Origin of the sequence: Stenotrophomonas sp. ATs4 (assembly GCF_051861585.1) — a bacterium.
Classification (GTDB): Bacteria; Pseudomonadota; Gammaproteobacteria; order Xanthomonadales; family Xanthomonadaceae; genus Stenotrophomonas; species Stenotrophomonas maltophilia_AS.
Window position 1 is genome coordinate 111461 of sequence record NZ_JBLYPK010000009.1, and the last position, 25847, is coordinate 137307.

A 25847-nucleotide genomic window follows, 5' to 3' on the forward strand; every position below is an offset into this window, starting at 1 on the left:
CGGGCTTGGGGCTGGCCCTCGCTGAAACGTCTTGATTACTGGACCGTGCATGCGGTCTAGTTCCTTCGCCCGCGCTTGAATGCGCCTCTCTGCCAGCCCATGAGCCCGCCGAACACGCTGCCCGCCGCCAACGATGATGCCCTGGCCGAACAGGCCCGGGGCTGGATCGCGTGGCTGGCAGCAGGCGACATCAACGATGCGCGCATGCACGAGTTCGAGTGCTGGCTGGCATTGCCGGGGCATCGCCGTGCCTTCGAGCACGAACGTGTGCTGTGGCGCAGTGCCGGGCCACGTCCGCCGCAGGCGGCAACGATCGCGCGGCGCCGGCCACAGCGCCTGCGGTGGGTGATGGCTGCCGCTGCGGTGCTGGCGATGCTGGTGGTGTGGCCGGAAGCATGGCTGCGCGTGCAGGCCGACCATCGCAGCACCCATGTCGTACAGAACGTGCAGCTGCCTGATGGCAGCCGTGCGGTGCTGGATGCCGACAGCGCGATCGCCGTGCACTTCGATGCGAATGCGCGACAGATCGAGTTGCTGCGTGGTCGGGTCTGGTTCGAGGTCAGCCCGGATGCGCAGCGGCGTTTCAGCGTGCGTGCCGGCAATGGCGTGGTCGAGGACATCTCCACCGCGTTCACCGTCGCGCGCGGCAATGACCGGGTGGAAACCCAGGTCGGGCAGGGCAGGGTGCGTGTGGCCAGCCCGGCCGACGGTGGCTGGACCTACCTGCAGGTGGGCCAGCGTGCCGTCTATGGCGAGCGCAGTGGCGTGACGCGTCTGCAGGATGTGGCGGCCGACAGTGTGGGCGCGTGGCGCCAGGGCGAGCTGCTGCTGGAGCAGGCCAGCGTCGCCGACGCCGTGCAATGGGTGGGGCGCTACCGTGCCGGCCCGACGTTCGTGCGCGGTGACCTGTCTCGGTTGCCGGCCGTCAGTGCGGCGCTGCGCATCGATCGCCCGGAACAGGCGCTGGATGCATTGGCGGCAACGGCAGGCTTGCAGGTCACCCGCCTGCCGCTCGGGGTCGCCATCATCCATCAGTAGCTCCACGCCATGCGTGGATGATCGTCCCAGTGTGCCGACCAACGGTCGGCACCCACCGCTACAACCGGCCGACCAACCGTCCGCACCGCCGCGACCGCAAATCGCTCTTGGGGTTGCCGCGCGCTCAACCGTCTTACCTCGCGAACGTACCCGCCGCCGCCACGTACGTCGCCGTGTCCGCGCCTGCCGCGGATGACGCCGCGCCCGCGGCTCCGATTACCTGACAGGTTTCCCCCATGTTCGACTCCCATCGTCCGGGCCGCGTGCTGCGCCCGTCCCGTCTGTGCATCGCGCTGTTGGCTGCTGGCCTTGCCAGCGCCGCACCTTCGTCCGTACTGGCGCAGAGTGCTGCCAGCGGTCATGCGGCCATGCAGCGCTTCGACATTCCCGCACAGGCGCTGGATGAAGCGCTGCGCAGCTACATGCGTCAGTCTGGTGTGCAGGTGGTGTATCCGGCCACTCTGGCCCAGGGCGTGACCTCGCACGCGGTCAGTGGCAGCCTGTCCTCCGAAGAGGCCCTGGCCCGACTGCTGCAGGGCAGTGGTCTGGCAGTGCGCCGGGTTGGCGCCGATGCGGTCACCCTGGAAGCGGCAACCCCGGTGCAGGCCGGCAGCGGCGTGATCGTCACCGACACGCTGAGCGTGGCCGGCGACCGCATCGACCGTGGCGCGACCAGCGACGAGGCCCGCCTGCTCGACAGCTATCGCAGCGTCGGCTCGACCACCACGCTCAACCGCACGCAGCTGGAGCGTTTCCGCGGCACCTCCAACGGCGACATCGTCAAGGGCGTGGCCGGTGTCACCGCCGGTGATCCGCGCGTGGGCAACGGCTTCGACGTCAACATCCGCGGCATCCAGGGCCAGGGCCGGGTGCCGGTGATCATCGACGGCGGCCAGTCCAGTATGGACACCTATCGTGGCTACGCCGGCCAGTCGCAGCGCACCTATCTCGATCCGGACCTGATCTCCAGCCTGACCATCACCAAGGGCCCGAGCCTTCAGGCCAACGCCTCCGGCGGCATCGGCGGCGTGGTCGAGATGGAAACGCTGAAGATCGGTGACGTGCTGCGCGAAGGCCGTGACTTCGGCGTGCGCGTGCGTGGCGGCCTGGCCAACGCCAGCGTCAACAACCTGCCGTCCTACAGCGCCGCGCCGCGTTCCGACCGCAGCGCCACCGGCAGCCAGTTCTTCAACGTGGCTGCGGCAGGTCACTGGGACCGCTTCGATCTGGTCGCTGCCTACGCCTACCGCGACAACGGCAACTACTTCTCCGGCAAGCACGGTTACGACGACTTCCCGCAGGACCGACGCACGCTGGCACCGCTGAATCCGCCGCGCACCGAGGTGTTCAACACTTCGTCGCGCTCGAAGTCGGCGCTGCTCAAGGGCACCTGGCGCATCGACGATGTGCAGACGCTGGAAGCGGGCTATCGCCGCTACGAAGGCACCGCCGGCGAGATCATGGCGTCGCAGATCATCCGTGTGGATCGTGACCGCATTCCGCAATGGGATCCGGGCCACGTCGACATGGACAGCTACACGCTGCGCTATCGCTTCAATCCGGACAGCGAGCTGATCGACCTGCGCGTCAATGCCGCGTACACCGACACCGACAGCGTGATGTACAACAGCCTGACCGGCATCACCCCCTGGTACTTCGATCGCCGCACCGAGTGGTACGACGCGCCCAGCTTCAGTGGCGACCCCGGCTACAAGGATGCCTACCGCAATCCGCTGCGACAGAAGCGCTTTGGCCTGGATGCCAGCAACACCTCGAAGTTCGACACCCGGGCCGGTGCGTTCACGCTGGACTACGGCCTGTCCTACAGCGACGAAGACATCGCGCCGGGCAGTTCGGGGCCGGTCATGCACGACGATCTGGTCAAAAACCGTTTCCTGCGCAACGCCGAGCGCAAGGAATACAGCGCCGTGGCCTCGCTGAAGTGGCAGCCCGATGAGCATTGGGAACTGCTGGCCGGCGGCCGCTGGAACCGCGTGGATGTGCATGACCGCAACCGCCTGGCCACGCCCGATGCCTATGAGGTGCAGGGCCAGTACCGCTACACCGAACTGCTCAATGGCAACCCGGAGCTGCCGTCGTGGCGGGCCAAGCGCATCGCGCTGCTGAACTGGTATCCGGATGCCAACGGCAACTTCACCCAGGAATCGCTGCTGGCCTCACCGTACAAGAAGGGCACGGTGGGCGACATCGGTGGTTGGAACTTCTACGACGCCGGCAAGGCGCAGGACCTGGAAGTGCCGGTCAGCTGGACCTGGTCGCAGCCGATCCGCCGTCGCGACACCGCATTCTCGCCGACCGCCAGCGTGGCCTACCGCTTCAGCGAAGACACCATGGTCTACGTGAAGTACGCCGAAGGCACCAAGCTGCCGAGCCTGTTCGAGACCACGCTGGGCCTGTTCACCGCGGCCAAGCCGGTGGGCGAGCTGAAGCCGGAGCGTGCGCGCAGCTGGGAAATCGGCGCCAGCACCATCCGCTATGACCTGTTCACCGCCGGCGATCGCCTGGCGCTGAAGCTGGCGTACTTCGATACCCGCATCGACGACCTGATCACCCGTGACTACCGCACGCTGTCGGCCGGTCTGATCCGCAACGTCGACCAGTTCAAGGTCTCGGGCATGGAGTTCCAGTCCAGCTATGACAGCGGCAAGGTATTTGCCGATCTGTCCGCGCACTATTACTTCAAGGCCAAGACCTGCGCCCCGGACATCGCCGCCGAGCGCCGCGCCTACGGCGCACAGCGCAAGAACGGCGAGCTGGCCAACACGCCCGACTGCGTGGACGGCGGTTTCGAGGGTTCGTACACCAACACCCAGAACCCGCCGCGCTACATGGTCAACCTGACCCTGGGCTCGCGCCTGTTCGACGAGCGCCTGACCTTCGGCACCCGCGTGGTCCACAACGCCGGCCCGATCAGCAAGCTGGACAAGGACTGGAACGTGGGCCTGTCGGCGATCCAGCAGTTGTACCGGCCGACCACCCTGGTGGATCTGTTTGCCAGCTGGAGCTTCAATGACCAGCTGTCGGTGGAAGCCGGCGTGGACAACCTGACCGACCGCTATTACCTGGACCCGCTTGCCCTGGGCGTGATGCCGGCCCCGGGCCGTACCGCGCGCCTGGCGTTGACCTGGAAGTACTGATCGGCGGGGTCGGATCCCTTTCCTGCAGAAAGGGCTCTGACCCCATCAGGTACGGTCATCCACGCATGGCGTGGATCTACCGGACAGCGGGTAGCGCCGGGCCATGCCGGCGGATCGTGCAGATGAAGCGGCAGCGCCGGGCCATGCCCGGCGGATCGTGCAGATGAAGCGGTAGCGCCGGGCCATGCCGGCGGATCGTGCAGATGAAGCGGCAGCGCCGGGCCATGCCCGGCGGATCGTGCAGATGAAGCGGTAGCGCCGGGCCATGCCCGGCGTCTGCTTACAGCCCGGTCGAAGCCTTCACCGCATCTTCGTGCAATGACTCGTTCAGCTCGTCCACCACAGTGCTCCATGCCGCATCGGCCTGCAGCGATTCAGACAGGAACTGGCGCTGTGCATCGTTCCAATAGGCAGCCTCGGCCACTTCAACATCGGTGGCCAGCTGGTGCTCGCGGATGAAACGGGCGATGCCCTCGGCGCTGGCGTCCAGGCCCAGCTGCAGGAACAGATTGGTCATGCGCGGTTCGGTGGTGATCATCGTCGGTTCCGGGTGGAAAAAGGGGATGGCCCATTATCGGTGCACACGGGCTTGGGGAAAGCCCCGCGGCGAACGTCTACAGCAGGACGACCCTCCTGGCATTCCCCCATGAACGCACACATCGCTCCTGAAGACAGCCGCAGCCTGCGGCTCAAGGCCGCCACCCGCGACAGCCACGGTGCCCTGGACAAGCGCATCATGGCCGGCGACATTTTCGCCGACCGCAGCAACTTCGCTCGCTTCCTGCGCGTGCAGTATCGCTTCCACCGCAGCATCGATGCGCTGTATGCCAACCCTGCGCTGGACGCACTGCTGCCCGATCTCGGTGAGCGCCGGCGCCTGACACAGGTCGCGCGTGACCTGCAGGACCTGGAGCAGAGCCTGCCGGGCGCGGACATCGCCGCACTGCCGTCGGACCTGGCGCTGCCGGCCGCCCTTGGCTGGCTGTATGTGGCCGAAGGCTCCAACCTCGGCGGCACCATTCTGTACAAGATGGCCGCCAAGCTCGGCCTGGACCGTGATTTCGGCGCCCGCCACCTGGCCGCGCATCCAGATGGCGCGGCGCGCCACTGGCGTGAGTTCACCGCTGCGCTGGACGCGGTACCGCTGAGTGCCGAACAGGAACAGCAGGTGATCGATGCGGCCGATGCCGCGTTCCGCAGCGTGCACGGCCACGTCGAAGTGGAATTCGCCTGATGCACGGTGCGCGCCCACAGGTGCAGTGCTGATGCGCTGGCTCTGGTTCGCGCTGGGCTGGCTGATGGTGGGCCTCGGGGTGATCGGCGCGTTGCTGCCGGTGATGCCGACCACCATCTTCCTGATCCTGGCCGTGGGCTGCTTCGCGCGCAGCTCGCCGAAGTTCGAGCAGCGCCTGCTGGCGCATCCGCGTTATGGCCCCTCGTTGCGGCTGTGGCGCGAGCAGGGCGCGGTATCGCGCAAGGGCAAGGCGTTCGCCAGTGCCGGCATGGCGGTGGGCTTCGCGCTGTTCTGCTGGGGCGCGCACCCGTCCTGGCGCTTGTTGTTGGGCGTGGGCCTGTTCTTCGCGGTCAGCGCCGGCTACGTACTGAGCCGACCGGCACCGCGGCTGGAGCCCAATCCGGTCGTGGAAGTGGACGACGCCAATGATCCGCGCGCGGCCCGCCGCCGCGCAGCGACCCCTGATGCTGATGGAAACCGAGACGATGCTGCCTGCTGACCTGGCCCCCGTGGCCGCCCCCGCATTGACCCCGTGGGGCATGTACCTGGCCGCCGACGTAGTGGTGAAAACCGTGATGATCGCGCTGGCACTGGCATCGCTGGCCACCTGGACCGTGCTGCTGGCCAAGGGCTGGGAGTTGGCCCGCCAGGCCCGGCAGCTGCGCGCGGCGCGCGCGCTGTTGCTGCAGGCGCCCAGCCTGCCCGGTGAGAGTGCGGATGCCAGTGTGCAGCAGGGCATTGCGTTGGCGATGCTGGATGCGGCCCGCACCGAGTTGCGCCTGTCGCAGGATCTGGAAGGGCGCGACGGAATCAAGGAGCGCATTGCATCGCGTCTGGACCGCATCGAGCTGGAGACCGCGCGCGTGCAGCGGCGCGGCATCGGTGTGCTCGCCAGCATCGGCGCAGTGGCGCCCTTCGTCGGCCTGTTCGGCACGGTGTGGGGCATCATGAACAGTTTCATCGGCATCGCCCACAGCAACACCACCAATCTGGCGGTGGTCGCGCCGGGCATCGCCGAGGCCCTTCTGGCGACCGCGCTCGGCCTGGTCGCGGCAATTCCCGCGGTGCTGGTCTACAACCACTTCAGTCGCGTGTTGGCCGGCCTGCGGGGTCTGCTCGGAGACCTGTCTGCGGCTGTGCAGCAGCTGGTTTCGCGCGATCTCGATCGCACCGTGCCGCGTACCGCAGCAGCACCGCTGCGTGCGGTGCACTGAGGCACGACGATGGCGATCAGGACCGCGTCCGACCGCGACGACACGCCGGAAGAAGCGCACGAGATCAATGTCACGCCCTTCATCGACGTGATGCTGGTGCTGTTGATCATCTTCATGGTGGCCGCACCGTTGGCCACCGTATCGGTGCCGGTGCAGCTGCCGGCCAGCAGCGCCAGTGCCACGCCGCCGGAACAGGCGCCGGTGTATGTGACCGTGCAGGCCGATCTGTCGCTGCGCGTTGGCGAACAGGCCGTGGCGCGCGACGGGCTGGCGGCTGCATTGCAGGTGGCCACCCACGGCGACACCGCGCAGCGCATCTTCCTGCGTGCCGATACCCACGTGCCCTACGGCGAACTGATGGCGACGCTGGATGCGTTGCGTGCAGCGGGCTACCTGAAGGTGGCGCTGGTTGGCCTGGAGCAGGGAGCGCGATGAAGGGGCTGCGGCGCTGGGCGACCAGCCTGGCGATCGTGCTGTTGGTGCATGCGCTGCTGATCGTTGCGGCCTGCTGGTGGGCGGCGCGCGCACCGGTGCTGGCTGCGACGGCGCCGCCCGCCGCGCTGATGCTGGAACTGGCACCGATGGCGCAGGCACCGCCGGTGCCGCCGCGCGAGGTCGCCACCGGTCCACTGCAGCAGCAACAGCAGCGGCAGGCGCCGAAGCCGGCCCTGCGCGAGCAACCGAAGGCGCCGGTGCAGCCGCAGGGTGACCTGCCACCGCAGCGTACGCCGGAGCCGACGTCCTCGCCGGATACCGCTGACGCCAACGTCGCGCAGACCAGCGCACCGCCGCAGGTGGCGGCCGATGCGGCCGCGCGCTATACCGCGCCGCAGACCACGGCCGGCGAACGCAGTCGCGCCGAGGCGACCTGGGAAGGACGCCTGCTCGGGCATCTGCAGAAGCACCGCCGCTATCCGCGCCAGGCCGAGCGGCTGCGCCAGCAGGGCGTGGTCTACGTGCGCTTTGCCGTGGCCCGCGACGGCGCGGTCTCAGGGTTGAAACTGGGTCGCAGCAGTGGCTTCGCGCTGCTCGACCAGGAGACGCTGGACACCGTGCAGCGGGCCGGCCCGGTCCCGGCGCCACCGGCCGAAGTGGCCGGCGACCCGGTGGAAGTGATGGTGCCGGTGTCGTTCTTCCTGCGCGGTCGCTGACCGGCCCTGAGGGGCGGATCCCTTTCCGCAGGAAAGGGCTCTGACCCCGTAGGGCCGGTCATCCACGCATGGCGTGGATCTACTACGGGCAATCACCGCACACCCGGCATGGCATTACAGCAGCGGCACCAGCAGCAGCGCCACGATGTTGATGATCTTGATCAGCGGGTTGATCGCCGGGCCGGCGGTATCCTTGTACGGGTCACCGACGGTGTCGCCGGTCACCGCGGCCTTGTGTGCCTCGCTGCCCTTGCCGCCGAAGTGGCCATCCTCGATGTACTTCTTGGCGTTATCCCAGGCACCGCCGCCAGTGGTCATCGAAATGGCCACGAACAGCCCAGTGACGATGGTGCCGATCAGCAGGCCGCCCAGCGCGCGTGGCCCCAGCAGCAGGCCGACCACCACCGGCACCGCCACCGGCAGCAGCGAGGGCACGATCATTTCGCGGATCGCCGAGCGGGTCAGCATGTCCACGGCACGGTCGTACTGCGGTTTGGCCGTACCCTGCATGATGCCGGGGATCTCGCGGAACTGGCGCCGAACTTCTTCCACCACTGCACCGGCGGCGCGGCCGACCGCTTCCATCGCCATCGCACCGAACAGGTAGGGAATCAGACCGCCGATCAGCAGGCCGATGATCACCGTGTGGTCGCTGAGATCGAAGCGGAATTCCTGTCCTGGATTGGCCGCCTGCAGGTTGTGGGTGTAGTCGGCAAACAACACCAGCGCGGCCAGTGCTGCCGAGCCGATCGCATAGCCCTTGGTGACCGCCTTGGTGGTATTGCCCACCGCATCCAGCGGGTCGGTGATGTCGCGGATCTCCGAAGGCAGCTCGGCCATTTCGGCGATGCCGCCGGCGTTGTCGGTGATCGGTCCGTAAGCATCGAGGGCGACGATCATGCCGGCCATCGACAGCATGGCCGTGGCGGCAATGGCGATGCCATAAAGGCCGCCCAGCGCGAACGCACCCCAGATCGCCGCACACACGGCGACTACCGGCAGCGCGGTGGACTTCATCGAAATGCCGAGACCGGCAATGATGTTGGTGCCGTGGCCGGTGGTCGAGGCCTGCGCGACGTGCTGGACCGGCTTGTACTGGGTGCCGGTGTAGTACTCGGTGATCCACACGATCAGGCCGGTCAGAACCAGGCCGATCAGCGCGCAGCCATACAGCGCCATCGGCCCGTGCACGTTGTCGGCCATCAGCCCGGTGGTGATCGGGTAGAACGCGATCGCCGCCAGCACGCCGGAGACGATCACGCCCTTGTACAGCGCGCCCATGATCGAGCCGCCCGGCTTCACCTTGACGAACAGGGCGCCGATGATCGAGGCGATGATCGACACACCGCCGAGTACCAGCGGATACAGGACCGCATTCGCTCCTGCCTCGGCCAGCATCAGGCTGCCCAGCAGCATGGTCGCGATCACGGTCACGGCATAGGTTTCGAACAGGTCGGCGGCCATGCCGGCACAGTCGCCGACGTTGTCACCGACGTTGTCAGCGATCACCGCCGGGTTGCGCGGGTCGTCCTCGGGAATGCCAGCTTCGACCTTGCCGACCAGATCGGCGCCCACATCGGCACCCTTGGTGAAGATGCCGCCGCCCAGACGCGCGAAGATCGAGATCAGCGACGAACCGAACGCCAGACCGACCAGCGCATGCAGCGCCTGCTCCATCGGCAGGCCCATGCGCAGCAGCAGGGCGTAGTAGCCGGCCACGCCCAGCAGGCCCAGGCCGACCACCAGCATGCCGGTGATGGCACCGCCGCGGAAGGCGACGTCCATCGCCGCGCTGATGCCGTGGCGTGCGGCCTCCGCAGTGCGCACGTTGGCGCGTACCGACACGTTCATGCCGATGTAGCCGGCCGCGCCGGACAGCACCGCGCCGACCGCGAAACCAACAGCGGTGTACCAGCTGAGGAAGATGCCGACCAGAACGAACAGCACCACACCGGCCACGCCGATGGTCAGGTACTGGCGGTTGAGGTAGGCGCGTGCGCCTTCCTGGATGGCCGTGGCGATGGCGACCATGCGTTCATTGCCGGTGGGTTGGCGCAGGATCCAGCGCGCCGAGACGATTCCGAACAGGATCGCGAGAATGGCGCAGCCCAGCGCCAGTGACAGCCCGTGACGTTCCAGCATTAGACCCCTCCGCAGAATGGATGGACAAGCATCCAGTGGCGATGAACTGCACCACGAGGGGGACGACGGGCTGCAGCCTGGAACCAACCCGTACCGACCTTGGTGGTCGTCCGACGTATGGCGGTGTTCAGCATTCCCTGGTGACCGCAGTATGCGTTCACCGGCGCCGGGATGGTAGCGCCGGTCCGCGCCGCATGACCCGTGGGCGCCCTCCAGATGAACGCATCGCCATGCGCGCGGAACCCGCCGCCGGGCCATGGGTGTGCTTTGAGAGCCACAGACCCTTTGCACCCCGTTAAGCCAACCTCTGCAAGCCTGCCCCGAGTCCTGTAGGAGAATTTCCATGCGCCTGTCTCTGTTTCTGCTTGCTGCCCTGGTCCCGGCTGTGCCGGCGTTCGCTGCGGAAACGCCGGAGCTGCAGCGCGCCGTGGGTGCCCCCCAGGCCGTTGGTGCAGTGCATACGCTGCGACAGATCCCAGAGGCCTGCGCACGCCTGGAAGGTGCGTTCACCGGCCAGGCTGCCGAACCGTATCGCTTCGCACCGGTGCGCACCAGCGAGCAGTGCCAGCCGCGCGCGCGCTTCGTCGACTACGCCAAGGCACAGCCGAGTGTGGACAAGGGCTGGAAGCTCAACGATGTGATCCGCGTGCCCAATGCCGCCTGCCCGGCGCAGCAGGCGGTGGTGCGGGTGTGGCGCCTGCCGGTGAACAACACCCAGGCGCTGGATGGGCAGGGCCAGTCGCGCATCTATCTGGAAGAAGCCAAGAAGCAGGCCGCTGCCGGCAAGATCCCGCAGGTGACGATGTTCGCCGCGCAGTTGCAGATGGAAGGCAAGGCCTGCAATTGAGGTCATCCGGCAGCGCGAATCGACGCATGGCGTGGATCTACTGGATGGGAGACCTGGGGTAGTGCCGGCCGCTGGCCGGCATCCCGCCATCTTCACTCCGCCAGCTTCGCTCCACGCGCCAGCAGCAGCTCGCGCAGCGCCTTGCGGTGGCAGTGCGCTTCGTCCTCGCAATAGCAGCCCACGCTGATGTCGCTGTGCTGCGACAGCGCGGCCAGCAGGTCCAGCGCATGGGCCGCATCGGGCGCCTTCATCTCGGCCTTGTAGTGGCGGAAGAAGGCATTCCAGTCGGCCGCGGTCTTCGCTTCATGCGCCTGCTTCACCAGCGCCGCGCTGGGTGACAGGGTCGGGAACCAGACGTCGTACCAGTCCTGTTTTGCGAACTCACTGCGCGGCACGCCACGCGGCGGTCGCCGTACGGTGCCGATGCGCAGCCCCTCGCCGGCAGTGCGTGGAGTACCCAGTTGAACAACACGCAGTGCCACGGTGTGCCTCCACTAAAAAGGGGACGGAGGGGATTAAGTCGTATCCGACCCATCGCTGACACTGTTGGAGATGACGGAGGGGCAGATACGACTTAATCCCCTCCGTCCCCTTTTTCGGCTCAGCCTTCGAAGGCGGGCAGCTTCTGCTTCACCGCCACATTCTTCAGCGTCACGTACTTCGGCAGGCCATCGGCACCATACGGCAGCGGGGCTTCGCCCTTGATCAGCGGCGACAGGTAGGCGCGCGCCTTGGCCGTGATGCCGAACCCGTCGCGGCGGATGAAGCCGGCGGGCATCTTCTTTTCATGGTTGGCGATCTTCGACAGCGGTGCCGCTTCGATCTTCCAGCGGTAGGGGGCGTCGCTGCTGCGCACGATCACCGGCATCACGCCATTGTGGCCCTTCAGCGCCAGCTGCACGGCGGCCTTGCCGACCGCCTGTGCCTGCTCCCAGTCGGTCTTGCTGGCCAGGTGACGGGCCGAGCGCTGCAGGTAATCGGGCAGCGCCCAATGCACCTTCAGGCCCAACTGGTCCTTGACCCGGCCGGCCAGGTGCGCGGCCACGCCGCCCAGCTGCGAGTGCCCGAACGAGTCCTTGCCGCCGCCGGCGTCGGCAACGAAGCGGCCATCGGCGGTAGCGATGCCTTCCGAGGCCACCACCACGCAGTAGCCGACGCGTTCGACCACGGCCTTGACCTTGGCCAGGAACGCGGCCTCGTCGTAAGCGCGTTCGGGCAGCAGGATGACGTGCGGTGCTTCGTCATCGCCGTTGCCGGCCAGGCCGGCGGCCGCCGCCAACCAGCCAGCGTGGCGGCCCATGGCCTCGTAGATGAAGACGCGGGTGGAGGTCTCGGCCATCGCCGCTACGTCCAGTGCCGCCTCGCGCACGGAAACAGCGGTGTACTTGGCTGCCGAGCCGAAGCCCGGACAGGTGTCGGTCACCGCCAGGTCGTTGTCGATGGTCTTGGGCACGCCGATGCAGGTCAGGTCGTAGCCGGACGCCTTGGCCAACTGCGAGACCTTCAGCGCGGTATCGGCCGAGTCGTTGCCGCCGTTGTAGAGGAACCAGCGTACGTCGTGGGCCTGCAGTACCTGCAGCAGGCGGTCGTAGCGGGCACGGTCGGCGTCCAGTGATTTCAGCTTGACCCGGCACGATCCGAAGGCGCCGCCCGGGGTGTGGGCGAGGGCGCGGATGGCTGCGGCACTCTCCTTGCTGGTGTCGATCAGCTCCTCGCGCAGCGCACCGAGGATGCCGTTGCGGGCAGCCAGGACCTTGATGCCCTTGGCGCGGGCCTGCTCGATCACCGCCGCTGCGGTGGCATTGATGACCGCGGTGACGCCGCCGGACTGGGCATAAAGGAGAGTACCGTTGCGCATGCTTCTACCTGCTCGGGGGAGGGGACATTGCAGTGACATTACCCGTATGCGGTAAAGTGGCGCTATTGCGGTGCAGCGATACCGGTCCGTCCGGGACGCGAACCTTCTTAATTTTCAACACGTTGGAGTCAGGTCAATGCGATTGGTTCTGTTGGGACCGCCCGGTTCGGGCAAGGGGACACAGGCGACGCGCCTGAAGGAAAAGCTGGGTATCGCCCACATTTCGACCGGTGACATGCTGCGCGCGGAGATCGCTGCCGGCTCTGAGCTGGGCAAGCAGGCCAAGGCGGTCATGGACGCCGGCAACCTGGTATCGGACGACATCCTGCTGGGCATGCTGGAGTCGCGCCTGACCCAGGCCGATGTCGCCAAGGGCTTCATCCTCGATGGTTACCCGCGCAATGTGGCCCAGGCCAATGCGATGGACGGCCTGCTGGCCAAGATCGGCCAGCCGCTGGACGCCGTGGTTCAGCTGGACGTGGCCACCGAACTGCTGGTCGACCGCATCGCCGGTCGTGCCAAGGAGCAGGGCCGCGCCGATGACAGTCCGGAAGCAGTGCGTCAGCGCCTGCAGGTCTACAACGACCAGACCGCCCCGGTGGTCGACTTCTATGCCGCCCGTGGCACCCTGGCCCGCGTCGACGGCGTCGGCGAGCTGGACGAGATCGAAGCCCGCATCCTGGCGGCGATCAAGGGTTGAACCGGCCGGGCCGGCGTCCTGCCGGCCCCTGGCACGTAAAAAAACACAGGCCTGATCCGCGAGGATCAGGCCTGTGTCGTTTGATAGGCGCCAGCGAAGGGCTTGCTCAGGGCCCCACAGCATGAGCTCCCTTGGGGATGGCCTCTTGGGGAGTAGGACCGGTTCGGGTACTGCGGCTGGCAGTTCGAATTGTGTCCGGGTTCACAGAACATCGCTATCAGGATTTCCCTGACAGAAGATTGGAGTTTCCTCACATCCTGTGTAGGACTTGTCTTACCCCCGGTCGGACATTGGCCCTATACAGCCGTCATCGGTCACAATCCTCGGTCATGAGCAGCGTACATATCCTTGCAATCGCCGGCACCTTCATGGGCGGCGTGGCCGCCCTGGCGCGGGAACTGGGCCATACGGTCAGCGGCAGCGACCAGGCCATCTATCCGCCGATGTCGACCCAGCTCGAGCAGCTGGGCATCACCCTGGACCAGGGCTACCGCGCCGACAGCGTGCCGGCCGGCACCGGCCAGGTGGTGATCGGCAACGCGCTCTCGCGCGGCAATCCGGCCGTTGAAGCCGTGCTCGATGCCGGCCAGCGCTACATTTCCGGCGCGCAGTGGCTGTCCGAGCAGGTCCTGCCGGGGCGGGATACCCTGGCCGTGGCCGGCACCCACGGCAAGACCACCACCACCACCATCCTCACCTGGCTGCTGGAAAGCGCCGGGCGCTCGCCCGGTTTCCTGATCGGCGGCGTAGCCGAGGACTTCGGCGTTTCAGCCCGGCTGGGCCAGGGCCGCGAGTTCGTGGTCGAGGCCGATGAGTACGACACCGCCTTCTTCGACAAGCGCAGCAAGTTCGTGCACTACCGGCCGCTGGTGGCCATCCTCAACAACCTTGAATACGACCACGCCGACATCTTCCCCGACGTGGCCGCGATCCAGCGCCAGTTCCACCACCTGGTGCGCACGGTGCCGGCACGCGGCCGCCTGATCGTCAACGGCGAAGACGCCCACCTGGCCGAAGTGCTGGCGATGGGCTGCTGGACCCCGGTCGAGCGCTTCGGATTCGACCCGTCGATGGAATGGCACGCCGAACTGCTGGCCGCCGATGGCAGCGCGTTCCGCGTGCACCACCGTGGGCAGGCACTGGGTGATGTGCAGTGGTCATTGCTGGGCCGCCACAACGTGCTCAACGGCCTGGCCGCACTGGCCGCCGCGCATGCGGTGGGCGTGGCCCCGGCCGAGGTGATCCCGGCGCTGGCGCGCTTCCGCAGCGTCAAGCGCCGCATGGAAGTGATCGGCAGCCACGATGGCATCACCGTCTACGACGATTTCGCCCATCACCCGACCGCGATCGCCACCACGCTGGACGGCCTGCGTGCCAAGGTCGGCGACGCGCGCATCGTGGTCGCGATGGAGCCGCGCAGCAACTCGATGCGGCTGGGCGCGCATGCACATGCGCTGGCCCCGTCGCTGGCGCTGGCCGATGAAGTGGTGTTCCTGCACCGGCCGGAGCTGGCCTGGGACGCCGCCGCAGTGATCGCCGCGGTGCGCGGCCAAGCGCATGCGGTACCGGATACCGACGCGCTGCTGGCGCAGCTGCAGTCCAGCGCGCGCAGCGGCGACCACGTGGTGTTCATGTCCAACGGTGGCTTCGACGGCGCACCGCGACGCTTCCTCGCCGCCCTGCAGGCCCGATGAGCGCCGACGGTTCACTGCCCCTGTTTCCGCTGCACACCACGCTGGTGCCCGGTGCAGCGGTGGGCCTGCGCGTGTTCGAGCGCCGCTACCTGGATCTGGTCCGCGACAGCGGCCGCAGTGGCGAGGGATTTGGTGTCTGCCTGATCCTCGACGGCCAGGAAGTGGGGCCTCCGGCGACGCCTGCTGCCTACGGCGTGCAGGCCCGCATCGAAGATTTCGATGTCGGCGCCGACGGCGTACTGCAGCTGCGCCTGCGCGGCGGGCGACGCTTCCATGTCGAGCGCACCCGCGTGCGCGACAACGGCCTGGTGGTGGCCGATGTGCATTGGTGCGAGGAAGATCCCGACGACGAACTGAAGCCGCAGCATGCGCTGCTGGCCACGGTGCTGGGGCACATCATCGAACAGGCCGGGGAGGCCTATGCGCCGGCCAATCCGGCGCTGCTGGACCAGGCCAGCTGGGTCGGCTGGCGGCTGGCAGAACTGCTGCCGCTGAGCGAGCAGCAGCGTCTGCAGCTGTTGCAGATGGATGACCCGCACCAGCGACTGCAGCAGTTGCTGGGCTGGATGCCGTAGCCGCCTGCCTCGGGTGGGTGTGCACCTTGGTGCACACGCTGGGGTATGCGTGGAATGCCATCCACGCATGGCGTGGTTCTACTCCGCCGGACTTGGTTCGGCGCTACCTGTCCGTGTTCCGGCAGCGCCGGGCCATGCCCGGCGGTTCCATCACGGCGTGGTCTTCAACCGCAGCACCGGCAGCCCGGTTTCGCTGTGCACGTCCTCGCGTTGCGGAAGCTCCTGCACGGCCTCCTTCACCGCATTCAACGCCGGATCGACGCCACGCAGCGGATGCCACATGCCGATCCACTCGAAGTGACGCTCGTAGCGCAGGGTCTGTGCACTGCCCAGCCACAGCGGCGTGCTGCCGGGTTGCAGCTGGGCCGGTGCCGGCCACAGGCGCAGCACGTAGCGCTCATCCGGCTTCGCGCCCTGGCGCACCATCAGCAGTGCTTCCACGCGGGTGTCCAGCGTCGCCGGCAGCACTGGCAGCTCATCGGCGCCGGTGTTCTTGTCCAGCATCAACAGCGCCTGCTGCCAGCCGGCCTGTTCCTGCCGCTTCCAGCCGCGTGCTTCCAGCTGTGCCTGCAACGGTGCCAGCGGACCGGCTACCTGCACGTCCAGTGGCCAACGCTGATCGTCGTCGAACTCGTTGCGGCGTGCTGGCAGCGTGGCCCACTCGTGCTGCCACCAGGCTTGCATGTCCATCGCCTGCGGGGCCGGCAGGGCCGGCTCGAAGCGTTCCAGCTTCACCGCGATGTTGCGTGGCGCGTACCACATGGCTGCGACCGCGAAGACGCCATAGAACAGCCAGGCCACCGGCTTTACCCAGAACGAGCGGTTGAAGCGGCGGCGGTAGGCGATGCCCAGCACCAGCAGCCAGAACGTGCCGAACAGCATGCCGCCGATCACATCGCTCAGCCAATGCGCGCCCAGGTACAGCCGCGAGAAACCGATCAGGCTGACCACGATGCCCGATACCAGATAGGGCCAGACGCGGGTGCGGCCGGGCATCTCGCGGGCGATCAGCACCGCAAAGAAGCCGAAGGTGATGGTGGCCATGGTCACCGACACCGAGGGGAAGCCGAAGCCACTGCTGGCATCGATCGGGCGCACCACATCCACGGTGGCACCCAGCAGCATGGTCAGCGCCAGGCCGAAGGCAAGGGCGGCCAGCCAGTGTGCGGCCGCCATCCAGCGCCGGCGCCAGATCAGGTAGCCCATCGCCGCAGCGGTGGCCGGCAGCAGTACCTGCCAGGCGCCCAGCGAGGCCAGCGCGGCCATCGGGTAATCGGCCAGCGGGTTGCGCAGGGCCAGCATGGCCTGGTGCACCAGCAGGTCGATCGCCAGCGGCTCGCCGTGCGCGACCACCACGGTCAGCAGAGCGAACCAGCCCCAGCCGAGCAGCAGCAGCATCAAGGCCAGCATCGCCAGCGGTACCGATTCGCGGCGCTTGGGGTCGAGCACGCCCACCGTGTAACGGCCCAGCGTGGGGTGCCGGTTTGACCAGTCGAGCAGCTTTGCCACCCAATTGTCCATGCGCGCGGCCGACCAGCGGTAGCCGTACAGCACGATGGCCCAGACCAGGCTGAGGATCACCGCCAGCAGGCCGACCACCACCACCAGTCGACCGGCTACGGCAGCCACCGCATCATAGGCTTCACCCAGGATCCAGCCCGGTGCCAGGAACAGCACCGCCCAGGAAATGCTGGCGATGCCGCTGGCCTGCACGTAACGGCTGGCGGGCATCTTCATCATGCCGGCGATGGCTGGTACGAACGGGCGGATCGCACCCACGTAGCGTGCGATCAGGATGCTCTTGAAGGCATTGCGGCGGAACAGGTTCTCGCCGCGGTCGAGCAGCTGCGGGTAGCGGCTGAACGGCCATACGCCACGCAGGCGGTCGCCCCAGCGTCGGCCGATCCAGTAGCTGATACCGTCGCCGGCGAAGGCGCCCAGGGCTGCCGCCGCCACCGCGTACGGCCCGGAGATCTGGCCCAGGCCGATGAACACACCGACCGCGAACAGCAGCGGCAGCGCCGGCACGATGGCGCCAAGAATGATGACCGCATCGCAGAAGGCGATGAGGAAGATAACGGCACCCGCCAACACGGGGTGAGCGGCAATCCACGCGAGCGTGGCGTCGATCCATGAAGAGTCCATTGCCCGATTATAGGGGCGTGAAGGTGACTGGTTCCCAGCCGCTTCGTGACCGTTTGCAACCAGCGCCATCGCCTAGAATGGGTCCATGCCGCATACGCCAGACGCTCCACCGCACGCTTTGAAGGCCGACAGCTTCGGCCGCATCCTCCTTGTGAAGGGGCCCGATGGCCCCTTCGTGCGCCGTGATCTGGGCGCCACACCGATGTGGCTGCGGCTGCCTGCCTGGTGGCTGGCGCGCCGCGAGGCCCGCGCGCTGCAGCACATCCACGGCATGGCCGATGTGCCGCAGTTGCTGGCGTGGAATGGCCATCATCTGGACCGCAGTTTCATGGCCGGCGACGCCATGTACCAGCGCCCACCACGTGGCGATCTGGCCTGGTTCCGCTCGGCGCGTCGCCTGCTGCAGCAGCTGCATCGCAACGGCGTGGCTCACAACGATCTGGCCAAGGAAGCCAACTGGCTGGTCACCGACGATGGTCGGCCGGCACTGATCGACTTCCAGCTGGCGGTGATCGGCAACCCGCGTTCGCGCTGGATGCGGCTGCTGGCCCGCGAGGATCTGCGCCACCTGCTCAAGCACAAGCGCATGTACTGCCGTGACTCGCTCACCCCGGTGGAGAAGCGCGTGCTCAAGCGCACCTCGTGGGTGCGCGAGCTGTGGTTCGCCACCGGCAAGCCGGTCTACCGCTTTGTGACCCGGCGCATCCTGCACTGGGAAGACAACGAGGGGCAGGGACCGAAGCCGTGAGTCCATCGCGGGTGGTGACGGCCCCGCCGAGCGTGGGCAGCGTCCTGCGCCCGCAGCTCGCTGGCGCCGACTTTGTGCACGCCTGCCAGGCGACGACCCGTCGTGATGGGCGCTCGGCCTTGCAGGCCTACCGCGATATGGCTGCGACCATTCCCGGCTGGTTCGATGGGCTGATGGCGCTGCGCAACCACGGCATGCGCCTGCTCGGCATGAAGCACCTGGGCTCGTTGCGTGCGGTGCAGGTTGCCGAGGATCCTCAACCCGGCCAGCGGCTGGGCATCTTCACCCTGCAGTCGCTGGATGACGATGCCATCGTGCTGGAAGACAACGACCGCCATCTGCGGGTCCAGCTGGCCCTGCAATGGCAGGGCGACATTCTGGAAGTGGCGACCGTGGTGCATACGCATAACGCGTTCGGGCGTGTGTACATGCTGCCGGTCGCCCCGGTGCATCGATTGATCGTGCCGCATCTGCTGCAGAAGCAGGCGCGGTTGTACCGGTAGATCCACGCCATGCGTGGATGCTGTTCGCAATTCAATGATTGCGCACTGACGCCAGATAATTGGCGCTGAAAACCTCTTTCATCTGTTCGTGATACTCACCTAGAATCGAGAGCGAGAGAGTCGCATGGAAGCGTCGTCGCGCCGTCCTGGCGCGGGCTCGCATGCGGAGCGAGGGAAATGGTGTGAGTCGATTTTCTGCTTGGCGGTGCCGCACAGCTGCGGCACTGGTGCTGTGCGTGAGTGCGGGAACGGTTTCGGCGGTCGAGCCCTACCAGGAATACCGCAAGCTCATTGAGTCCGCTCAGAACCTGACGGCGCTGAAGGATGATCTTTTCGGCGAGAGCGTCAGCCTCTACAACGGCAAGACTGAATTTTCCGTCACCGATGTCAGCCTGCCCGGCAACAACGCGTTGCCGGTGCAGATGCGGCGCCGGTTCAGTGTCGAGATGGACCTGGTCGGGAGTGGCAGCTTCAACGCCAGTCTCGATGGTGTGGGCGGCTGGGAGGTCGACACGCCGTATATCACCGGCATGTTTCCAGGCGCGAGCGCCTGGCTGAACAATCGTTGCAGTGGCGACATGGTACCTCAGTGGCCCATTTCCTTCCGGCTCAACGAAGTCTGGCAGGGCAACATGATCCACGTCCCGGGTGGCGGTGATCGCACCATGCTGGGGGCCTGGAACAACACGCCGATGCCGACAGACGGCGTTGCACGCAAGTAGAGCACCTCGCATCGCGATGCCATCGACTGTATTCCGATGAAGTCGGGTCTGGCTGGCGAGGGCTATCGGGTCAGGACCACCTGTATCAGCGCGCTAAGGCATCCTGGCGTGATGGACTGCTGCGCTTGGGGAGCCTGGTGAAGGAGGTGAAATGAAGATTTCGTTTGCTGTTGGAGCTTTGACCATCGTTCTTGCAGCATGTCACGCACGGCCTGCCCCCACGAACGGAGCGTCGGCTGATGCCTGCAACCATGGCATGGTTGGCGGCGTTTGCCGTGTGTCTGCGACGAAGCTCTTGGTTCTTGCTGAAACGTTCGCTGGTCAGGATGTCGAGGTGGTGCTTTATTACCCTGGATATGGCGCCGGGGTGCTTTTCGCGAGTTGGGAGGCCGCGCAGAGTAACGACCTCGCATCTGGATTTGCTTTCCCATTGTCACCGGATGGTAGTTCCTTCAGGCAGCTGGACGTGTTTGATCGCCCCGGCTACTACAAGGTTGTCGGTCGCTTCGAGCGTTCCATGCCGATTGCCGTCGGGGACGATATCGCAGCGCCAGAAGTTGTTGGAGGTTATTTTGAAGGGTTCTCCCGGATTCAGCGGGTGGTATCGTTCGATGAAATTGTTAAGGAGTGCGGAGGTATGAAGGGCTGCAGGATGAGCTATTCGCGCGGCGTTTTGCCTATGCCAAAGTTGGATTCCGGCACGGAGTGATCGTGCCCTTCGTGGCCGTTGACGCAATGCTTTGTCCGGCCGAGGTCAATGATCGCTCACGTGGTGGTTGCCGTATATTCAAACTGCCTGCGTGGATGTAACTGCTTTGATGTGGCATGCGATGCCACTTGCTCATTGGGTCATTGTGGAGTGGCACAGAGAAGCGGATTCTGCAGGTGGCAACCCAGCATCAGATTGACTTGGTGAAGGCAGGAAAGGGTACGCAGCAATGCAGCACGGAATCGATCACCCGATCAAGGATGGGATGCGCAATCTAACGCGTAGCGTTTCCAGCTTCGAAACGGCGCTGATCGATGCTGTGGCGGCCCGCCTGCCTGAGACCTCTGCCTTGCAGCTTCAAGCCGACCTGGCTTCCGCAACGTCCGTGGAAATGGGCCATGGTGGAGTCAGGGTGGGATTTGTCATTTCTGGATATGAGCGTCCGCCATATCAAGGGCAGCACGCGTATCCTGTCGAACTGCGGATGCAGGACTCAGATGGTGCTGAGCTCACGCCGGTTCTTTACGCGGACGCAAGTGACCGATTGCTGGAGCTGGAGATCATCCGTTGGGATGGTGCCGCGCTGATATCTCCGCAGATCGAGAGCTTGGTCTGCTATGTCTGAGATGGCGATGAAGGATTCTGGTGGCAATAGGAGCGATGTGCTGAGGGCCTCCTTTGAGAAGTTCAAGAACTTCGCGGAAGCTCTTGCGATGTCCTAGCGCTGATGCTTGAACGAAGCGATACGGCGTTCCTGGTCGACTAAGGATGCTCTGAACAACTACCGGGGTAGTGCCGGCCGCTGGCCGGCAACCTGAGAGACAATAACGGCTCATGTTGATGAGCCATCCATGCAGCTGACATTCGGCGACGCCGAGGGCCTGGGCAAGCGCAAACAGACCCGGCGAGAGATCTTCCTTGCCGAGATGGAACAGGTGGTTCCCTGGAAGGCGTTGCTAGCCCAGATCGAGCCGCACTACCCGCGTTCGGGGCGCGTGGGTCGGCCGCCGTATGCGATGGATACGATGCTGCGCATCCATCTTCTGCAGCAGTGGTATGCATTGAGCGACCCGAGCATGGAAGAAGCGTTGCACGAGATCGCCTCGATGCGGCTTTTCGCCCGGCGCAGCGGCCTTGCTGCGATTCCGGATGAGACCACGATCCTCAACTTCCGTCGTTTGCTTGAGACGCACGGCCTGGCGGCGAAGATGCTGGATGCGGTGAATTCGCACCTTGCACGCAAAGGCCAGAGCCTGCGCGCGGGCACGATCGTGGATGCCACGATCATCCATGCACCCGGCTCGACCAAGAACGCAGACAGGGCGCGTGATCCGGAAATGCACCAGACCCGCAAGGGCAACCAGTGGTACTTCGGCATGAAGGCGCACATCGGCGTGGATGAGTTTTCCGGACTGGTGCACCACGTGAAGTGCAAGGCAGCCAACGCGAGAGATGTCACCGTCATCAGTGCGCTGCTGCATGGCAAGGAAGATTGCGTGTTCGGCGACAGCGGCTATACCGGTGCAGAAAAGCGTGCTGAGCTTTCCGACTGCAAGGCGATGTTCTTCATTGCCGCCAAGCGCTCGCAGATCAAGGTCATTGGCAATGCGCGGGAACGCAAGCAGGTTGAATGCTGGGAGAGCTGCAAGGCAAGCATGCGTGCCAAAGTCGAGTACCCGTTTCGGGTGATCAAACGTCAGTTCGGTTACACCAAGGTGCGCTACCGCGGCCTGGCCAAGAACACTGCACAGGTGCTGACATTGTTTGCGCTGTCCAACCTGTGGATGGTGCGCCGGCAGTTGATGCCGGCATAGGGATAACTCCGTCTCGAGGTGCCCTCAAGGGCACTTCGAGGACGGAGGACCATGGCGATCCTCTACGTCTACCGCTCCGGATCACTCCGGTGCTGGAAATGCTGCGCTCAACGAAGATTGTTCAGACCATCCCAAATGGGATAACTCGATTCACGGAGGCGTCGGTGAAAATTCCTACTGGGGAGGCCTTTCAACCGCTGTTGATATGAAGATCGATGCGGCAATGGTTCACAATGGTCGAATTTATGAATTTAGTTACGAGCAGTTTCAACGGGCTGTGGCAGATCCTGGAGGGCCACGGGATACCCGGCTGTGCGATCTGGTAAGGGAGATCAAATGAACGGTCGCGCATGGTTTACCACTGTCTTATTGTGTGTATTGTCGATTGGTTGCAATCGTGACAGGCATGAGAACATCGCTGTCTCGCCCGCTGACCGTTGCGCGCAGCGCATGTCAGGCGGGGTCTGCGTAGTCTCTGCGATCGAGTTGGTCTCCGCGTCCGATGCGTTTGAAGGGCGTACCATCTCCGTGGCGCTCTTCTATCCTGGAAATGGCGCCAAGGTTCTATTCGCAACCCACGATTCCGCAGAAATCAACGATCTGGCTTCAGCCATCGTGTTCTCCAAGGTTGCCGACCAGCAGGAGCCGTTGATTGAAGCGGGCTACTATCGTGTCCAGGCTACCTTCCAGCGCTCGCCGCAGATCGTAGTGGGTGATGGTGTCGTACCTGCGCAGGTGCTGGGTGGACGCTTTGCGGAGCTGAAGACGGTGGAGCGACTGCGGACGCTCACAGGCATGCGCGGTTTCTGCGCGGAGTACGACGACTGCGCCATCGTTTACTCCGCTGGCATCCTTCCGATGCCCCAGGTCGGTCCGGTGAGCGAATTGCCAGCAGTTCGCGAGTAGCCGTCAGCAGCCGAGCATGGCTCGGCTCTACAAAGGTCGGTGGCCTTACGGCGTCGCCGGCACCACCTGCTGACCAATGAAGTTGCGCTTGGCGTCGAAGTCGTAGGCGATCTGCAACTGCCCCACATCCGGGCAGGCGTGGCAGTCGCGCAGCGGCGTGCGGTACAGCAGGCGGATGCCGCCGTTGTCCAGCGGCGAGGCGCCGGCCGACTGCGCCGGTGCGAACGGCGTCGCCTGCGGGTTCGCCGTCAGCAACTGTTGCACGGCGGGATCGGCACGCAGGGTGTCGTTCAACTGCACGGCGTCCACATCGATGCGCTTGCCGCTGGCGTCAACCAGGCGGGTGCCTTCATTGGTGTTGGCGCGGAACGGATATTCAACCGTGGCGATGCCCAGCCCTTCGTTCTCGTGCCAGGCGGTCACATAGGCCAGCTCTCCGCCACTGGAAAGCTGCTCAGCGGCCGTGATGGCATCGGCGCTGGCACCACCGGCGCGCATCGCGTCGCGCAGGCAATCCCGGGTGGCCGCATTCTCGCCCTGGCGGCAGGCGTTGAGGTCGCCATCCCAGACCACCGCCTCGCTCCAGCGCATCTTGCCGTCAGCGGCGGCCTTCTCCGCGCTGGGCGCGTCACCGGCGGGTGGCTCCTTGCCGGGTTCCGGCGAACGGCCCTGGCAGGCAGTCAGCAGGGCGAGCCCCAGGGCAGGCAGCAACAGGCGGGAACGGCGCATGGCGTGGACCTCGTGCGTTGTCTGGAGGCCCGAGTATCGTCAAGGCCGGGTGAACTCCGCGTCGGCGCGGCATACTAGCGGCTCATTGCATACGCTGGAGTGTGGAACGTGGGCAGTCTGCAGGGCAAAACCCTTTTCATCACCGGTGCCTCGCGCGGCATCGGCCTGGCCATCGCACTGCGCGCTGCGCGCGACGGGGCCAACGTGGCCATCGCCGCCAAGTCGGCGGTCGCCAACCCGAAGCTGCCTGGCACCATCCACACCGCCGCCGAAGCGGTGAATGCCGCAGGCGGCCAGGGCCTGGCCCTGAAGTGCGACATCCGCGAGGAAGACCAGGTCAACGCGGCGGTTGCGGCCACTGTGGATACTTTTGGTGGCATCGACATCCTGATCAACAACGCCAGCGCGATCTGGCTGCGCGGTACGCTGGATACGCCGATGAAGCGCTTCGACCTGATGCAGCAGGTCAATTCGCGCGGCAGTTTCCTGTGCGCACAGGCCTGCCTGCCGTACCTGCTGCAGGCGCCGAACCCGCACATCCTCACCCTGGCACCGCCGCCGAGCCTGGAGCCGAAGTGGTGGGGTGCGCACACCGGCTACACGCTGGCGAAGATGGGCATGAGCTTCGTCACCTTGGGCCTGGCCGCGGAATTCGGTCCGCAGGGCGTGGCGGTGAATGCGCTGTGGCCGCGCACCGTCATCGCCACCGATGCGATCAACATGATTCCGGGCGTGGATGCAGCCGGCTGCCGCACGCCGCAGATCATGGCCGATGCCGCGCATGCAGTGCTGGTGCGCGAAGCGGCGGGCTTCCACGGCCAGTTCCTGATCGACGATGAGGTGCTGGCGCAAGCCGGTATCACCGATCTTTCGGGCTACGCGGTGGATCCGTCGCGTCCGTTGTTGCCGGATCTGTTCCTGGATTGAACCAGGCGCATCCACGCATGGCGTGGATCTCCTGCCGTTCGGAGGGTGTGGACCTTGGTCCGCACCGCGTTCGCTTCGGGTAGTGCCGGCCCCTGGCCGGCATCGTCATCAGTGGCTGAACGCATCCGGCAGTTTGCCGCCGCACTTGCGGCAGTGCAGTGCATCCGGTTCATGGCCTTCCAGCCCACAGTCCGGGCAGCCACGCGCATCGCGGCGCGCGGCCTGTTCGGCTTCGCGCATGGTGCTGGCCAGTTCGGCGGTGTAGATGCCGGTGGGCACGGCGATGATGCTGTAGCCGATCAGGATCAGCACCGAGGTGACGAAGCGGCCAAGCACGGTCTGCGGCACGATGTCGCCGAAGCCGACCGTGGCCATGGTCACCACCGCCCAGTACATGCTGGCCGGAATATTGGTGAAGCCGTGTTCCGGGCCCTCGATCACGTACATCAACGCACCGGCGATGATGGTGATGGTGATCACCGTGAACAGAAAGACCAGCACCTTGCGCCGGCTGCGCCACAGCGACGTCATCAACACGCCGCTTTCCTCGATGTAGCGGGTCAGCTTGAGGATGCGGAACACGCGCAGGATGCGCAGCGCGCGCACCACCAGCAGGCTCTGCGCGCCGGGGATGAACATCGACAGGTAGGCGGGCAGGATCGACAGCAGGTCGATGATGCCCCAGACACTCACCGCGTAGCGCAGCGGGCGCTTGACCACCGCCAGCCGCAGCAGGTACTCGGCGGTGAAGATGATCGTGAAACCCCATTCCAGGATGTACAGGCCGGTGGACCATTCGGCATGCAGGTGCTGCACGCTGTCGATCATCACCACCAGGATGCTGGCGATGATCGCTACCACCAGGATCAGGTCGAAATTGCGCGAGGGCCGGGTGTCGTGGCGGTAGATGATGTCGAACCACCGACGGCGCCAGCCGGTCTCGGTGGCGGGGTTCAGCTGGGGGGCGGAAAACGGTCGCATGTACGCATTGTGCCGCAGGGGTTCCGGCGCGAGAATGGGGATTCCTGAACCC

General features: G+C 65.9%; 26 protein-coding genes. 19 read left to right on the forward strand and 7 right to left on the reverse strand.

The window, feature by feature from the left end; all coding sequences use genetic code 11:
* Positions 1-99 precede the first annotated feature (99 nt).
* Positions 100-1038 carry a FecR family protein gene (locus ABR323_RS16565; protein WP_439450088.1) on the forward strand — a complete coding sequence of 313 codons (939 nt, stop codon included), beginning with the start codon at positions 100-102 and terminating at the stop codon, positions 1036-1038.
* Between the two features lie 236 nt (positions 1039-1274).
* Positions 1275-4196 (forward strand): TonB-dependent receptor domain-containing protein, encoded by a 2922-nt coding sequence (locus ABR323_RS16570; RefSeq protein WP_439450089.1) that lies wholly within the window; start codon positions 1275-1277, stop codon positions 4194-4196.
* A gap of 280 nt (positions 4197-4476) precedes the next feature.
* Here ABR323_RS16570 and ABR323_RS16575 read toward each other — a convergent pair whose 3' ends face one another.
* On the reverse strand, positions 4477-4734 hold the full coding sequence (locus ABR323_RS16575; protein ID WP_439450090.1) for a DUF2789 domain-containing protein: 258 nt from the start codon (positions 4732-4734) through the stop codon (positions 4477-4479).
* 108 nt (positions 4735-4842) lie between these two features.
* On the opposite strand from ABR323_RS16575, the gene ABR323_RS16580 reads away from it, so the two are divergent.
* Genes ABR323_RS16580 through ABR323_RS16600 form a run of 5 tightly spaced genes read left to right on the forward strand, consistent with a single transcriptional unit; the run spans position 4843 to position 7795 of the window.
* Positions 4843-5430, forward strand: a complete 588-nt coding sequence (locus tag ABR323_RS16580) for a biliverdin-producing heme oxygenase (RefSeq protein ID WP_439450091.1) — start codon at positions 4843-4845, stop codon at positions 5428-5430.
* Positions 5431-5461: 31 nt separating this feature from the next.
* Positions 5462-5929: a YbaN family protein gene (locus ABR323_RS16585; protein ID WP_110713541.1), complete on the forward strand. Its 468-nt coding sequence runs from the start codon at positions 5462-5464 to the stop codon at positions 5927-5929.
* Positions 5916-6644: a tonB-system energizer ExbB gene (gene exbB / locus ABR323_RS16590; protein WP_439450092.1), complete on the forward strand. Its 729-nt coding sequence runs from the start codon at positions 5916-5918 to the stop codon at positions 6642-6644. The genes ABR323_RS16585 and exbB overlap by 14 nt, the downstream gene beginning before the upstream one ends.
* Positions 6645-6653: 9 nt before the next feature.
* Positions 6654-7079: a TonB system transport protein ExbD gene (gene exbD / locus ABR323_RS16595; RefSeq protein WP_135274992.1), complete on the forward strand. Its 426-nt coding sequence runs from the start codon at positions 6654-6656 to the stop codon at positions 7077-7079.
* Entirely contained in the window at positions 7076-7795 is a 720-nt protein-coding gene (locus ABR323_RS16600) for an energy transducer TonB (RefSeq protein WP_439450093.1), read from the forward strand. Before exbD ends, ABR323_RS16600 begins: the two co-directional genes overlap by 4 nt.
* Before the next feature lie 114 nt (positions 7796-7909).
* On the opposite strand, the gene ABR323_RS16605 is transcribed toward ABR323_RS16600, so the two are convergent.
* Positions 7910-9937, reverse strand: a complete 2028-nt coding sequence (locus tag ABR323_RS16605; RefSeq protein ID WP_439450094.1) for a sodium-translocating pyrophosphatase — start codon at positions 9935-9937, stop codon at positions 7910-7912.
* 343 nt (positions 9938-10280) lie between these two features.
* Between ABR323_RS16605 and ABR323_RS16610 the strand changes: the two genes are divergently transcribed.
* Entirely contained in the window at positions 10281-10784 is a 504-nt protein-coding gene (locus ABR323_RS16610) for a hypothetical protein (RefSeq protein WP_439450095.1), read from the forward strand.
* Positions 10785-10876: 92 nt separating this feature from the next.
* On the opposite strand, the gene ABR323_RS16615 is transcribed toward ABR323_RS16610, so the two are convergent.
* Positions 10877-11266 carry a DUF488 domain-containing protein gene (locus tag ABR323_RS16615; RefSeq protein WP_135274988.1) on the reverse strand — a complete coding sequence of 130 codons (390 nt, stop codon included), beginning with the start codon at positions 11264-11266 and terminating at the stop codon, positions 10877-10879.
* A gap of 119 nt (positions 11267-11385) precedes the next feature.
* On the reverse strand, positions 11386-12642 hold the full coding sequence (locus ABR323_RS16620) for a 6-phosphofructokinase (RefSeq protein ID WP_439450096.1): 1257 nt from the start codon (positions 12640-12642) through the stop codon (positions 11386-11388).
* Positions 12643-12778: 136 nt separating this feature from the next.
* On the opposite strand from ABR323_RS16620, the gene ABR323_RS16625 reads away from it, so the two are divergent.
* The 3 genes from ABR323_RS16625 (at position 12779) to ABR323_RS16635 (ending at position 15611) form a co-directional block, all read left to right on the forward strand.
* The gene (locus ABR323_RS16625; RefSeq protein ID WP_012512023.1) at positions 12779-13342 is read left to right on the forward strand and encodes an adenylate kinase; all 564 of its coding nucleotides are present in this window, start codon (positions 12779-12781) and stop codon (positions 13340-13342) included.
* 329 nt (positions 13343-13671) lie between these two features.
* Positions 13672-15036 carry a UDP-N-acetylmuramate:L-alanyl-gamma-D-glutamyl-meso-diaminopimelate ligase gene (mpl, locus tag ABR323_RS16630; RefSeq protein ID WP_439450097.1) on the forward strand — a complete coding sequence of 455 codons (1365 nt, stop codon included), beginning with the start codon at positions 13672-13674 and terminating at the stop codon, positions 15034-15036.
* Positions 15033-15611 carry an LON peptidase substrate-binding domain-containing protein gene (locus ABR323_RS16635; protein ID WP_439450098.1) on the forward strand — a complete coding sequence of 193 codons (579 nt, stop codon included), beginning with the start codon at positions 15033-15035 and terminating at the stop codon, positions 15609-15611. The genes mpl and ABR323_RS16635 overlap by 4 nt, the downstream gene beginning before the upstream one ends.
* 150 nt (positions 15612-15761) lie before the next feature.
* On the opposite strand, the gene ABR323_RS16640 is transcribed toward ABR323_RS16635, so the two are convergent.
* Positions 15762-17756, reverse strand: coding sequence for a bifunctional DedA family/phosphatase PAP2 family protein (locus ABR323_RS16640; protein WP_135274984.1), 1995 nt, complete (start codon positions 17754-17756; stop codon positions 15762-15764).
* 85 nt (positions 17757-17841) lie between these two features.
* Here ABR323_RS16640 and ABR323_RS16645 point away from each other — a divergent pair, with 85 nt between their 5' ends.
* The 7 genes from ABR323_RS16645 to ABR323_RS16675 all read left to right on the forward strand — a co-directional run bounded on the left by ABR323_RS16645 (position 17842) and on the right by ABR323_RS16675 (position 23158).
* Positions 17842-18504 (forward strand): serine/threonine-protein kinase, encoded by a 663-nt coding sequence (locus ABR323_RS16645; protein ID WP_439450099.1) that lies wholly within the window; start codon positions 17842-17844, stop codon positions 18502-18504.
* Complete coding sequence (locus tag ABR323_RS16650) at positions 18501-19007, forward strand: DUF2867 domain-containing protein (RefSeq protein WP_439450100.1); 507 nt, start codon at positions 18501-18503, stop codon at positions 19005-19007. The genes ABR323_RS16645 and ABR323_RS16650 overlap by 4 nt, the downstream gene beginning before the upstream one ends.
* A 236-nt stretch (positions 19008-19243) precedes the next feature.
* The gene (locus tag ABR323_RS16655) at positions 19244-19729 is read left to right on the forward strand and encodes a hypothetical protein (RefSeq protein WP_439450101.1); all 486 of its coding nucleotides are present in this window, start codon (positions 19244-19246) and stop codon (positions 19727-19729) included.
* A gap of 151 nt (positions 19730-19880) precedes the next feature.
* Positions 19881-20438, forward strand: coding sequence for a hypothetical protein (locus ABR323_RS16660; RefSeq protein WP_439450102.1), 558 nt, complete (start codon positions 19881-19883; stop codon positions 20436-20438).
* A gap of 229 nt (positions 20439-20667) precedes the next feature.
* Entirely contained in the window at positions 20668-21063 is a 396-nt protein-coding gene (locus ABR323_RS16665) for a DUF6984 family protein (protein ID WP_439450103.1), read from the forward strand.
* Positions 21064-21289: 226 nt separating this feature from the next.
* Complete coding sequence (locus ABR323_RS16670; protein WP_439450104.1) at positions 21290-22252, forward strand: IS5 family transposase; 963 nt, start codon at positions 21290-21292, stop codon at positions 22250-22252.
* 336 nt (positions 22253-22588) lie between these two features.
* Complete coding sequence (locus ABR323_RS16675; protein ID WP_439450105.1) at positions 22589-23158, forward strand: hypothetical protein; 570 nt, start codon at positions 22589-22591, stop codon at positions 23156-23158.
* Positions 23159-23203: 45 nt separating this feature from the next.
* On the opposite strand, the gene ABR323_RS16680 is transcribed toward ABR323_RS16675, so the two are convergent.
* Positions 23204-23887 carry a hypothetical protein gene (locus ABR323_RS16680; RefSeq protein WP_439450106.1) on the reverse strand — a complete coding sequence of 228 codons (684 nt, stop codon included), beginning with the start codon at positions 23885-23887 and terminating at the stop codon, positions 23204-23206.
* 108 nt (positions 23888-23995) lie between these two features.
* Between ABR323_RS16680 and ABR323_RS16685 the strand changes: the two genes are divergently transcribed.
* Positions 23996-24814, forward strand: a complete 819-nt coding sequence (locus tag ABR323_RS16685) for an SDR family oxidoreductase (protein ID WP_439450107.1) — start codon at positions 23996-23998, stop codon at positions 24812-24814.
* Positions 24815-24922: 108 nt separating this feature from the next.
* On the opposite strand, the gene ABR323_RS16690 is transcribed toward ABR323_RS16685, so the two are convergent.
* The gene (locus tag ABR323_RS16690) at positions 24923-25795 is read right to left on the reverse strand and encodes an ion transporter (protein ID WP_439450108.1); all 873 of its coding nucleotides are present in this window, start codon (positions 25793-25795) and stop codon (positions 24923-24925) included.
* Positions 25796-25847: the final 52 nt, after the last annotated feature.

Bases quoted from the DNA above. Each gene is read 5' to 3' on its own strand.
- ABR323_RS16565 (WP_439450088.1), top strand. From the start codon at position 100: ATGAGCCCGCCGAACACGCTGCCCGCCGCCAACGATGATGCCCTGGCC.
- ABR323_RS16570 (WP_439450089.1), top strand. From the start codon at position 1,275: ATGTTCGACTCCCATCGTCCGGGCCGCGTGCTGCGCCCGTCCCGTCTG.
- ABR323_RS16575 (WP_439450090.1), bottom strand. From the start codon at position 4,734: ATGATCACCACCGAACCGCGCATGACCAATCTGTTCCTGCAGCTGGGC.
- ABR323_RS16580 (WP_439450091.1), top strand. From the start codon at position 4,843: ATGAACGCACACATCGCTCCTGAAGACAGCCGCAGCCTGCGGCTCAAG.
- ABR323_RS16585 (WP_110713541.1), top strand. From the start codon at position 5,462: ATGCGCTGGCTCTGGTTCGCGCTGGGCTGGCTGATGGTGGGCCTCGGG.
- exbB (WP_439450092.1), top strand. From the start codon at position 5,916: ATGCTGCCTGCTGACCTGGCCCCCGTGGCCGCCCCCGCATTGACCCCG.
- exbD (WP_135274992.1), top strand. From the start codon at position 6,654: ATGGCGATCAGGACCGCGTCCGACCGCGACGACACGCCGGAAGAAGCG.
- ABR323_RS16600 (WP_439450093.1), top strand. From the start codon at position 7,076: ATGAAGGGGCTGCGGCGCTGGGCGACCAGCCTGGCGATCGTGCTGTTG.
- ABR323_RS16605 (WP_439450094.1), bottom strand. From the start codon at position 9,937: ATGCTGGAACGTCACGGGCTGTCACTGGCGCTGGGCTGCGCCATTCTC.
- ABR323_RS16610 (WP_439450095.1), top strand. From the start codon at position 10,281: ATGCGCCTGTCTCTGTTTCTGCTTGCTGCCCTGGTCCCGGCTGTGCCG.
- ABR323_RS16620 (WP_439450096.1), bottom strand. From the start codon at position 12,642: ATGCGCAACGGTACTCTCCTTTATGCCCAGTCCGGCGGCGTCACCGCG.
- ABR323_RS16625 (WP_012512023.1), top strand. From the start codon at position 12,779: ATGCGATTGGTTCTGTTGGGACCGCCCGGTTCGGGCAAGGGGACACAG.
- mpl (WP_439450097.1), top strand. From the start codon at position 13,672: ATGAGCAGCGTACATATCCTTGCAATCGCCGGCACCTTCATGGGCGGC.
- ABR323_RS16635 (WP_439450098.1), top strand. From the start codon at position 15,033: ATGAGCGCCGACGGTTCACTGCCCCTGTTTCCGCTGCACACCACGCTG.
- ABR323_RS16640 (WP_135274984.1), bottom strand. From the start codon at position 17,756: ATGGACTCTTCATGGATCGACGCCACGCTCGCGTGGATTGCCGCTCAC.
- ABR323_RS16645 (WP_439450099.1), top strand. From the start codon at position 17,842: ATGCCGCATACGCCAGACGCTCCACCGCACGCTTTGAAGGCCGACAGC.
- ABR323_RS16660 (WP_439450102.1), top strand. From the start codon at position 19,881: ATGAAGATTTCGTTTGCTGTTGGAGCTTTGACCATCGTTCTTGCAGCA.
- ABR323_RS16665 (WP_439450103.1), top strand. From the start codon at position 20,668: ATGCAGCACGGAATCGATCACCCGATCAAGGATGGGATGCGCAATCTA.
- ABR323_RS16670 (WP_439450104.1), top strand. From the start codon at position 21,290: ATGCAGCTGACATTCGGCGACGCCGAGGGCCTGGGCAAGCGCAAACAG.
- ABR323_RS16675 (WP_439450105.1), top strand. From the start codon at position 22,589: ATGAACGGTCGCGCATGGTTTACCACTGTCTTATTGTGTGTATTGTCG.
- ABR323_RS16680 (WP_439450106.1), bottom strand. From the start codon at position 23,887: ATGCGCCGTTCCCGCCTGTTGCTGCCTGCCCTGGGGCTCGCCCTGCTG.
- ABR323_RS16690 (WP_439450108.1), bottom strand. From the start codon at position 25,795: ATGCGACCGTTTTCCGCCCCCCAGCTGAACCCCGCCACCGAGACCGGC.